Genomic DNA, 10,413 nt, shown 5'->3' with positions numbered 1-10,413 from the left:
TGATTCGAAAAGGCGCAATGCTTGAAAAGTATTTTGAATGTGAGCATTTAAGTTCTGCTGAAACAGAAGAATTGTTAAAGATGTATTCCAAATACATTAATACGAATAAGCCAAATAAATTTAAAAAGAAGTAATTTATTGTGCTTACAAACAAATACTTGGGATTCCACTTGATTAGAATAATAGACAAGTTATTGAAGATAGTATAAAAAACATTAGTTTTATAATGTTTATATAACCAAAAACAGAAGTAAGAGAAAATGAAATTGAAAAACTAAAAAGTGTTCTAAAGACGTTAGATTAAGAGGATAAAATTAAATGTTTAGATGATCAGTTATATAACTAATACGACTAAAAAGGAAAAATTGCTGATAGTAGTAACAATGAATAATAATCATTTATAAAAATGGGACTAAAACTTTTTGATTTTAGTCCCACTTAATTCATTAATTACATTTCATTGAAAATAAAGCTTGTCTGCAGTTAAGAGAACATCTAATTAAAGATATTCTCTAATTAAATCATTGTTGGCTTATTAAGTTGTATTATTGATTAAATAAAGAAGTGATTGGTAAATTATCACGTCGTTTATTAAGCGTATGTACTTCTGCGAATTCAGATTTAAGAGATTTCATTAAGTACCCTTGCATTGCTTCAACCGTTTCATTTTTTTGAATAAGCACGGCTTTAAATCGTTTAAGAACATGAAGTATTTCTATTTCCATATCTTCTAATAAGTAATATGTATCAATGGAATTGTTGAAAGATGTTTTGGCTTTTAATAATACAGATTTAATAAGTTTAATTTCAGTTACAGAAAAGTTACTTAAATAAGTTTGTATACTTTGTGGTAGTTCTTCGAGTAATTGAAATTTTAAAGCGTCATCATTAAATTTTGAATAATAGTGATTTGAATGACTTGTGTGATTACTAGGAGATGTTAATTTCTTATCATTCAAATCATACGTATCATTACTATTAGTCTTAATGTAATCAGTATCATTATAATCAGTATCATTAGGGTCTAAAATTTGGGATTCTGGAGTCCCAAATTTTGAGATTCTGGAATCCCAAAACTCGGGATTCTGGAGTCCCAAATTTTGGGACTCCTTGTTATCATAGGTTGCAGATAAAGTTTGAATATTTTTTTCTACACTAATATTTGTTTCTATATCATGTAAATATAATTTATTGGGTCTATTAAAACCTGTACGGATTTGTTCAAGTAATCCTACTTCTTGAAGTTCTTTTTTTATTTTTGTAATTGTATTTTTACTTTTATCTAATATATTCTGGAGGCTCTCATTTGTAAAAATGAAATATATATCCCCATTATCATCGATCCAATTATTTTTAATTGATAAACTAACTCTATCATTGAGAATTGCATAAGTGACTTTGGCACTATCACTTAATTTTTTATATTTTTCATTAACAAATAATGCTTTATGTAGCATATAAAAATTTTGACTAGCTTGATTTTTAATATTTTTACGAGACATAATAAAAACCTCTTTCCAATTAAATTTGAATAGAGGTAATAAAACATTACAATTCCACATAACTTTTTGACTTGCAAACTGTCGATATTGTTGTATATAATACATATATCAAATTAAATAGCTAACGTATTGTAACGTTTTATTACCGAGTCCCAACTATTACCAGTAGTTGGGACTTAAACGTATTATCAACATTATATCACTAAAAAAGAACACATAAAAGATATTATAGCTTTATCAAAAACCCTTTACAAACCCTTGATGTCATGATTATCAAGGGTTTGTAAAGGGTTTTTGAAATGATAGGTAAATATCGATATAACAACATTTATGATAAAATTTATTGTAAAGGGTTGATAAAGTATTTATAAAGGGTTGATGATATGAAGAGTGTGAAAGAAATAAGCAAAGAATTGGAAGTTAGTAAACAAACTATATTTAATAATATAAAAAGGTTGAATATAGAAACGATAAAAAAGGATAATACTTCATTTATTAAAAATGATATCGATGTTGAAAAGATAATTCAAAGAGTAACTCACAATAAAAAAAAATATGGATTTGAAGATACTATCACTAACTCAGAAAAAGTTAAAAAGGATAATTCCCACAAAGAATCTAAACATAATGTTCAAATAATTGAACTGCTTGAAAAGCAAATAGACACCTTAAATAAACAACTTGAAAAACAAGAAAAGCGTCATGAAGTGACAATAGAATTTTATAGGAAAGAATTGCAAGAAAGATCAAAATTACTTGAAAACCAACAAGTATTAACATTAGAAAGTAACAAAAAAATACAAAGATTGGAGTCTGAGTTAGAAGAAGAAAGACAACTTAATTATTCTGCTAATAAGAGACAGGACTTTGAAGTTCAAGAAACAATGGGGGATACGGATTCCATAAAGATTGATTCAGATAACCAAGAAGAAAAAATAGTTTCTCAGTTTAGTGATACGAGTAAAGATAAAAACGAGTATAAGCAACAAAATAGTGAATTGACAAAAGACGATAAATTAGATGATCAAAAAGAAGATATGATAAATGAAAATCATTCAAAAAAAAGTTTTTGGAGTCGGATATTCGGTAATTAAAAATGAATGTAAAAGGTGTATCAAGAGTTTATAAACCCTTGATACACCTTTGATAGTGATGAAACTTCTGATAATCATCAGTTATGTTAAACTCTAACAAAAACTAAATTATCAGAAGAATTATCTAGGGTATTAAACATAGGTAAATCAATTTTCTATCGCCAATAGTATAAACATCATCCATATTAATCTGAAGATAGCTACATAATTCTTTAACAGCATAGCCTTTATTTGTATAAGGCGCCATAAACTCTATTAAATATGGTTTGTTTTGAGGTTTCTATGTTTAATCATTTAATTTTTCATTATATAAATCGAATAATTATAAAAAGTCATCATACTTTTTATTTTTTAAAAATATTTGAAAATTTAATAGTAATCCAATTATAAGATCAAATATCATTATCATTATAATCAAGGCAACTATAATCACTGTGACACTCGTTACATAACAAGCTAGTAATCTCCAGATAAAATTGACATTTTCACCAATTCCATAACTTAACATATTACAAAGTAGTAAAAGAATAATAATACCTATACTGTAAATTAAAATTGTCAGTGTATATTTTTTAATAACTCTATTAGGAAACAATAGTTCATCTATTAGGTTCTTTTTCACCAGTATCTCTCGTTCAATTCTATCTTTGTCACAGATTTTGATTTTACTATTTTTTATTTTTTCCTCTAATAAAATAACCTCGAACGATCTGCTAATTTTTAATAAATATGCAGGAAAAGCTAATGTTAAGCATAATGTAATTAATTCATTTACATTGTTCATGTAACTTATAAAATAGATGAAAGTTGCTACTAGTGCTCCTAAAAATATAGTTATATTAAGTTCTACATCAAATATTTTAAAAATATCTGCTCTATTCATCAGTTAATCATCCTTTCAAGGTTTATTAATACTAATAAATTATTAGATATAGGTATATCATATTATTAATTTAAGAAATTGTCTTTTATAATTTTACTTAATAATAAAAAAGTAGAACCATTTAAAATTAATGGTTCTACTTTTTAACTATTACTAATTTTAAAAATAAACTAATCTACAATATCTAAAAATATATGTTTAGTACTATTTTTGTTTAGTTATATCAAGTGATTTGGGAATTAACAAATAGACAACTATTGAAATGATAATCATGATAATCCCACCTACTAAAGCAGTTGCTACAAAAGCATCATTAAATGATGTTACAGCCTCGTTTGCAAGCTGTTTTATCCCCGTAGCTTTAGCTACTTCGACAGCGCCCACTACAGATTCTTCAGCTACATGAGCTAAATCTCCAACTATACCTTTTGATGAAAAAGATGAAATATCTAAAAATACACGATAAAGCATAGAAGATAGGCTACCAAGTACTGCTACACCAAAAACATTTCCAAGGTCATACATAGACTCTTCAACAGCAGCTGCATTACCTGCTTTTGATGTAGGTGTTTCTAACATTATTAGAGCAGATGCAACTGCTAGTGAAGCCGTACCAGCTCCAACTAAAATTAATGCTAAAGCCATTGTAGAATATGATAATGGATGACCAAAGAAATACATAATAAACATGCCAATGGCTGCAATTCCAATTCCGGAAGGTAACACTATTTTCGGTCCAAATCGCGCCGCTAATCCGGGTGCAATTGGTGCAAACACCATATCTCCTATTGCCATAGGTAATAGGTATAAGCCAGCTTTAAAAGGAGAAAGTTCTTCCACAACCTGTAACCATTGTGAAGCTAATAACAAAACAGATGTCATTGCAAACATTGTCATAAATGCAGCAATTGTACCAGCTGAAAATGATCTCTTTTTAAAAAGTCTTACGTCTAACATTGGATCAGAACTTGATAAATTACGTTTAACAAATATCACTATCATGGTAATTGCTAATACTATTACAACCCATGGAATAATATCTGCTAGTCCTTCTTTTGAAAATTCTTTGATACTCCATACCAGTCCAATCATGCCTGCAATTGATAAAATTGTAGAAGGAATATCCCACGAGTGAGACTTTTCTTTTGATAACTTAGACTCTGGTAATAAAAATAAACCTGCTACAACTGCTATTATCACAAACGGTACATTAATTAAAAATGCCGAGTGCCATGAAAATTGCTCAAGTAAAGCTCCTCCGATAATTGGTCCAAAAACAGCACCTATCGATGAAACGATTGACCATACAGCTAATGCAGTGGCCCTTTCTTTAGGGTTTTCAAAAATTACTCTTATCATTGAAAGAGTAGTTGGCATTATTAAAGCACCTGCAATACCAAGTAAAAATCGAATAGCTATTACGAACTCTGCACTTTCTGCGAAAAATATAGCTAATGAAACGAGGCCAAATAAAGCAAATCCAGTTAATAATGCTTTTTTTCTTCCCCATTTATCAGCAAAGGCACTCAATGGAATTATAAAGCCAGCTAAAACAAGAGAGTATATATCAACTATCCATAACTGTTGGGTACCAGAAGGCTCTAACTCTCTTACTAATTCCGGTAAAGCCATAATTAATATTGTCATATCCATTGTAACAACAAACAAACTAACAGCTAATACTACTAGTGCAGTCCATCTTTTTTTTGATGTCATCATATCAGTAGTTTTTGTAAAAAATGAAATCATTTAAGTTCCCTCCAATCCTTATAGACCGTCCGACCGGTCTATAAGGATTATAATCTATTTTTTTACATATTACAACAAAAAATCTTGCGAAATTTAAATGGCTGTATTGTGTTATACAATTATTCTTTGAATTTTTTGTGCTATCATTGATAGTACTTAATACTCATTAAAGGCGTGATGAACTTGAAAGATAAAATACTAGGTGTCGCAAAGGAATTATTTATAAAAAATGGATATAATGCCACTACTACTGGAGAAATTGTTAAATTATCAGAAAGTAGTAAAGGGAATCTTTATTATCACTTTAAAACAAAAGAAAATCTATTTTTAGAAATTTTAAATATAGAAGAATCTAAATGGCAAGAACAGTGGAAAAAGGAACAAATCAAATGTAAAACTAATAGAGAAAAATTTTATTTATATAATGAACTATCTTTAACAACCGAATACTATTATCCACTTCAAAACGCAATAATTGAATTTTGCACTGAATATTATAAAACTAATAGCATTAATGAAAAAATGAATAAATTAGAAAACAAATATATAGATGCTTATCATGTAATTTTTAAGGAGGGTAATTTAAATGGCGAATGGTGTATTAATGATGTTAATGCTGTTAGTAAAATAGCAGCAAACGCTGTTAATGGAATTGTTACCTTTACACATGAACAAAATATTAATGAAAGAATTAAACTTATGAACAAGTTCTCTCAAATTTTTTTAAATGGACTTAGTAAATAATTATATATATATTCTTGAAATACCAATAAATATTATTTCTAAATTACGTTCATTATTGATAAAAAATTTAAATAGTATTACTACACAAAAAGAGAGTGCGAATTCGCACTCTCTTTTTTCTTGTATAATTATTAAAAGATCATTTCAATAATATAATATGAGTTTTGAGACTCTGTGAGAGCCTCTTATTTGCATTGACGACCCATTTATCAAGATGATCCCTTATCATGCTTAATTCTATAAACTGTCTGTCTTGTGATATTAACTTCTTTCGCAATCTTACTAATTGCTTTCCCTTCTTCTAACATTTCCACCACGCGATGATAAATAATACGTTTCTGTGGGTCTTTGGCATTTGGTGAATAAAGTAAGGGGCGCCCTTTATATACGCCTTTTTCCTTCGCAACTTGAATTCCTTGCGCTTGTCGACGTTTACTTTCATTTCTCTCTTGTTCTGAAACCATTGCTAAAATTTGAACGATTAAATCTTTCATAAACTTATCCAGTAATGGATTGCCAATCACTTCATTCATCATAGGTAAGCTGGTAATCATTAACTGAACGTCTTTCTCTTTTAAATAACTCACAGTTTCAATAATTTCATCATAATCACGTCCCAAACGATCAATAGATTCCACAACGAATCGATCTCCCATTCTGACAAAATTGAGTGCTTCTTGAAATACAGGTCTATTTTCCACTGACTTTCCCGACTGTTTCTCTGTAAAGATTTTCTCCACACCAAACGTCTTTAAATTATCCAATTGTCTTTCTAAATTTTGATCTATCGATGATACTCTCGCATAACCTATAATCATTCATCTTCACTCCATAATTAATATACACCCTAATCATACGTTCTAATTGCGATAATTTCAACAACTTATTTTGTATGATTAGGGTGTACTCAAAGTGTACATATCTATAATTAAAACTTACTAAAAATAAATATAGATTTTTTCTTTGTAACAGAACCGTTCATTTGAAGGTCATCTCTATCATAAATATTTAAATTAACTAAAAATTTTAATCATCTGTTTAATACTTATGAAATGTATTTACGGTAGGTATTAAAATTGATGAAATTTATATAAGTGCTTTCAATGAAAATGACCGTTTATTTATCCTCCTGATTTAAGGAGTTAGAAATTTCGAAAACGATTCTTTCCATTTGTTGCATTTGTTCCATGTCCAGATATTTAATACATTATAGAAAACCAAAGACCATCACTAATTAAACGCAGTTTTAAAATTTCATCAGGATTGCCTTCGTCTTTAAAATGGGCCTCTTTTAATATAAGTTCTACTCTTTCATACCTAACTCTTTCAATGCCATCGTTTCATACGCCGATTCTCCTGATTCCATAGCAAACTCAGCGATAAACATTGGGAATACTGCATTGAGTTCTATTATATGCTCTTTCATTCGTGGCCATATTTCACCTCCAGCTTTACCGTATGCTGTTATAAGTTGCTCTAATCCTTCGTCGTCGAATACACGATGGTGTCCTATAAAGTCCATTGATGGGTCGGAGTGGGTTGCTTCAGTCCAGTCTATGAGACCTGTGACGTTTGCTTGGTTATCTACCATTATATGTCCTGGATGTAAGTCCCCATGTATCATGGTCGCATGTCGAGGCCATAGTTCGTCGTTTTCTAACCATTGTTTCCATCTGTTCCATAATTCATCTGATACGCCATAAGTTTCTTTAACTTTATTCATTCTTCTTTGAAAGTCATTTTTTATTTCTTGTATGGTTTTGATATTTATATGCTGAACGTTAATGTTTTCTTCTGGTATGTTGTGTAAATCTACGGGTGTTTCAGCTAATGTGTTAATAAAGTTTTCTGGTAATGGTTTGTGTTCAATTTTCCATACATAATTTTGTATTTCTGGATCTATTGTGGCTGCGGGTTTACCTGTAAGTTTTGGGTAAGCAATAAGGTCTTTTGCATGTACTTTCCACTTCGGTATTTCAAATGAAACATTCTTCTGTAAGAAGTCTACCGTTTGTTTTTCGGGTTTTGTTCGTTTATAAACGTCAGGTCTTCTTGGTAGTCTCAAAACCCATTCTACTCCATGTTTATCTTTTCCAAATGCAACTTGAAAATCAAGTCCCGATTCATTCAATGAGATTGTTTGAGGTTGGATGTGTAATTGATATTTTTCTGCACATTTAATAATTTCATTATGTCGAGTCATTTTATTGGATCCTTATTTCTATTATATTTTTCTTGTGAACGTATTTTTTATATTGATATAAATGAACCTAATATTCAATATAAATTAGTGTATAGTTTTTAAGTTATATCATGAATAGATTGTCCTGTTAATTCCCATTTTTTATCTGATACATGTTTAACAAACCTTGTATCATGTGATGTAAACAAAATGATTCCAGGATATTTATTCATAAACATTTCTAATGCTTCTAATGTTTTAATATCTAAAAAATTAGTTGGTTCATCCAAAATTAACATATTCGCTTTCGTTGAAAATAATACTGCTAACGATAATTTCGTTCTTTCCCCACCACTCAAAACATTACAAGAACGATCAAGTGCTTCATTTAAACCCAAGTTATTTAAAATAGCTCTACTGAATGATTCTGATGAATCCGTTTCATCCATTAAATATTGCAATAATGAAACGTCACGCATGTCTTCATAAGCAAGTTGACGATAGTATGCCATTTGCACTTTAGGAGAACAATCAATTCCCTCTATTTGGTGGTAAATAGCTTCAAGTAAAGTTGTCTTACCTACACCATTTGCACCTACGAGCGCTATATTTTTGCCATATGGTATTTGGAATCGTACTTGTGTTAGCAGTTTTTGACTTCCTTTAACCAATGTTAGATTTTGTGCAATGATTGGATAATTATTATGGATATCATAAATTTTATTTTGTGGGAAATTGAATTCATGATAACTTTGTGGTTTTTCAACTTCTTCCAAATGTTCCATTCTTTTTTCAATATGCTTAGCTTGTTTTTGAGCAGCCTTCTCAACCGTGCCTTTTTGTTTTGATGCACTTAAACGATCTGGTGCTATACTTTTGTTTTTTTGTTTTGATGATGCTTGTGCCATTTGTTGCGCTTGATTTCGTTTAGCTTTACTGGCTTGGGACAATCTTTGTTTTTCACTTATATACTGTTCATATTGACGTTGTTGTTCTAACTGTTCTTGTTCATATTGATTTTGATACTGTGTGTAATTACCTTTAAACACTCTTATTGTGCCATCTTCTTGTATATCCCAAATTGTGTCAGCAATTTGGTCTATAAGTGCTCTATCATGACTTACTATAATTAAAGTACCATAGTAATATTTTAAAATATTTTTCAGATAATCTTTACCAATTTTATCCAAGTGATTTGTAGGTTCATCTAAAAGTAATATCGGACTATAATTTGATATGACATTAGCTAATTTATATTTTGCTTTTTCACCACCACTCATACTGTCGGTTGTATGCATAGGTATATGGAGTTCACTCATTAAACTACCGTCTAACGTGTTAAAATCATTTTCCACATCCATGTTAAGCTGTTCAAAATATTGAATTTCGCCAACCGTTTCAACTGTTCCAGATTCTGGTTTTGTTTTTTGAGCAATCATATTTAGTAATGTGGTTTTGCCAGTACCATTACCCCCAATAAGTGCTATTTTTTCAAATTGGTAAGCGTAAAGATGACCGATGTTAAGTGATCGTAAATCTGTCAATTTATGATTGATTTGGTTAAATTTAATTGTATATTGTTCCATATTTATACACTCCTTGTATATTTAAAGGACGTGTACGCAAAAAAATGAGACAGGCTACTCCCGTCTCATTCACATTACACTTTCAAACACTTAAAAATTTATTATGATGTTTTAGTATTTGAAAGCGTTTATTATTCCTATCGAAGGATAAAAAATGACATAAGTCATCCTATGAGTGTGTATTGCGGACAAGCCTTTTTGAATTAATTTAGTTTTGTATTCAAAAAGGTTTATTTGAGTCTCATAGAAGCTGTCATTTTAATCCTCCTTCATCGATAAAATAGTAATGTTAATATAACATTTTGTTGGTTTTTTTACAATATATCTCTAAGTAGAAAGATTATATAACAAAAGTATAAAAATACAATTTTAGATTGATTATACATCTCCTTAATTTAGAGTGTACTCATAAAATACGGTTCTGTTGCAAAGTTGAATTTATAATATAATTTTAACAAAAAGGAGTCTTCTGTATGAACTATTTCAGATATAAACAATTTAACAAAGATGTTATCACTGTAGCCGTTGGCTACTATCTAAGATATGCATTGAGTTATCGTGATATATCTGAAATATTAAGGGAACGTGGTGTAAACGTTCATCATTCAACAGTCTACCGTTGGGTTCAAGAATATGCCCCAATTTTGTATCAAATTTGGAAGAAAAAGCATAA

At 29.5% G+C, this 10,413-nt stretch carries 8 protein-coding genes and 2 pseudogenes; 3 read left to right on the top strand and 7 right to left on the bottom strand.

Annotated features, from left to right (window positions below; all coding sequences use genetic code 11):
• Positions 1 to 545: 545 nt before the first annotated feature.
• A complete protein-coding gene (locus HMPREF3131_RS04305) occupies positions 546 to 1,502 on the bottom strand; it encodes a replication initiator protein A (protein ID WP_017175392.1) in 957 nt (318 codons plus the stop codon).
• A gap of 383 nt (positions 1,503 to 1,885) precedes the next feature.
• Here HMPREF3131_RS04305 and HMPREF3131_RS04300 point away from each other — a divergent pair, with 383 nt between their 5' ends.
• Entirely contained in the window at positions 1,886 to 2,596 is a 711-nt protein-coding gene (locus HMPREF3131_RS04300; RefSeq protein ID WP_017175393.1) for a DUF536 domain-containing protein, read from the top strand.
• A 124-nt stretch (positions 2,597 to 2,720) separates the two neighbouring features.
• Here the strand turns inward: HMPREF3131_RS04300 and HMPREF3131_RS11620 are convergent.
• The 3 genes and pseudogenes from HMPREF3131_RS11620 to qac all read right to left on the bottom strand — a co-directional run.
• Positions 2,721 to 2,855, bottom strand: a pseudogene (locus HMPREF3131_RS11620) (HAD hydrolase family protein); the annotation flags it as partial.
• A 63-nt stretch (positions 2,856 to 2,918) separates the two neighbouring features.
• Complete coding sequence (locus HMPREF3131_RS04295; protein ID WP_001077893.1) at positions 2,919 to 3,479, bottom strand: hypothetical protein; 561 nt, start codon at positions 3,477 to 3,479, stop codon at positions 2,919 to 2,921.
• A gap of 204 nt (positions 3,480 to 3,683) precedes the next feature.
• Complete coding sequence (qac, locus tag HMPREF3131_RS04290; protein ID WP_002449598.1) at positions 3,684 to 5,228, bottom strand: QacA/B family quaternary ammonium compound efflux MFS transporter; 1,545 nt, start codon at positions 5,226 to 5,228, stop codon at positions 3,684 to 3,686.
• A 177-nt stretch (positions 5,229 to 5,405) separates the two neighbouring features.
• On the opposite strand from qac, the gene qacR reads away from it, so the two are divergent.
• A complete protein-coding gene (gene qacR / locus HMPREF3131_RS04285) occupies positions 5,406 to 5,972 on the top strand; it encodes a multidrug-binding transcriptional regulator QacR (protein ID WP_001832666.1) in 567 nt (188 codons plus the stop codon).
• A 209-nt stretch (positions 5,973 to 6,181) separates the two neighbouring features.
• Here the strand turns inward: qacR and HMPREF3131_RS04280 are convergent, their stop codons facing one another.
• The 3 genes from HMPREF3131_RS04280 to msr(A) all read right to left on the bottom strand — a co-directional run bounded on the left by HMPREF3131_RS04280 (position 6,182) and on the right by msr(A) (position 9,740).
• Complete coding sequence (locus HMPREF3131_RS04280; RefSeq protein ID WP_000583527.1) at positions 6,182 to 6,790, bottom strand: recombinase family protein; 609 nt, start codon at positions 6,788 to 6,790, stop codon at positions 6,182 to 6,184.
• A 485-nt stretch (positions 6,791 to 7,275) separates the two neighbouring features.
• On the bottom strand, positions 7,276 to 8,175 hold the full coding sequence (locus HMPREF3131_RS04275) for an Mph(C) family macrolide 2'-phosphotransferase (protein ID WP_070436486.1): 900 nt from the start codon (positions 8,173 to 8,175) through the stop codon (positions 7,276 to 7,278).
• A gap of 98 nt (positions 8,176 to 8,273) precedes the next feature.
• The gene (gene msr(A) / locus HMPREF3131_RS04270; protein ID WP_000438873.1) at positions 8,274 to 9,740 is read right to left on the bottom strand and encodes an ABC-F type ribosomal protection protein Msr(A); all 1,467 of its coding nucleotides are present in this window, start codon (positions 9,738 to 9,740) and stop codon (positions 8,274 to 8,276) included.
• Between the two features lie 473 nt (positions 9,741 to 10,213).
• On the opposite strand from msr(A), the pseudogene HMPREF3131_RS04265 reads away from it, so the two are divergent.
• Positions 10,214 to 10,413, top strand: a pseudogene (locus HMPREF3131_RS04265) (IS6 family transposase); the annotation flags it as partial.

It is taken from the genome of Staphylococcus sp. HMSC14C01 (genome assembly GCF_001808085.1).
GTDB classification, from domain to species: domain Bacteria; phylum Bacillota; class Bacilli; order Staphylococcales; family Staphylococcaceae; genus Staphylococcus; species Staphylococcus hominis.
The sequence above is the reverse complement of the archived record's forward strand: the minus strand, read 5'-3'. Positions and strand labels throughout refer to the sequence as shown.

What these genes read in the sequence shown, in the direction of transcription:
- HMPREF3131_RS04305 (WP_017175392.1), bottom strand. Translation starts at nt 1,502, where the DNA reads ATGTCTCGTAAAAATATTAAAAATCAAGCTAGTCAAAATTTTTATATG.
- qac (WP_002449598.1), bottom strand. Translation starts at nt 5,228, where the DNA reads ATGATTTCATTTTTTACAAAAACTACTGATATGATGACATCAAAAAAA.
- HMPREF3131_RS04275 (WP_070436486.1), bottom strand. Translation starts at nt 8,175, where the DNA reads ATGACTCGACATAATGAAATTATTAAATGTGCAGAAAAATATCAATTA.
- HMPREF3131_RS04280 (WP_000583527.1), bottom strand. Translation starts at nt 6,790, where the DNA reads ATGATTATAGGTTATGCGAGAGTATCATCGATAGATCAAAATTTAGAA.
- HMPREF3131_RS04300 (WP_017175393.1), top strand. Translation starts at nt 1,886, where the DNA reads ATGAAGAGTGTGAAAGAAATAAGCAAAGAATTGGAAGTTAGTAAACAA.
- HMPREF3131_RS04295 (WP_001077893.1), bottom strand. Translation starts at nt 3,479, where the DNA reads ATGAATAGAGCAGATATTTTTAAAATATTTGATGTAGAACTTAATATA.
- qacR (WP_001832666.1), top strand. Translation starts at nt 5,406, where the DNA reads ATGAACTTGAAAGATAAAATACTAGGTGTCGCAAAGGAATTATTTATA.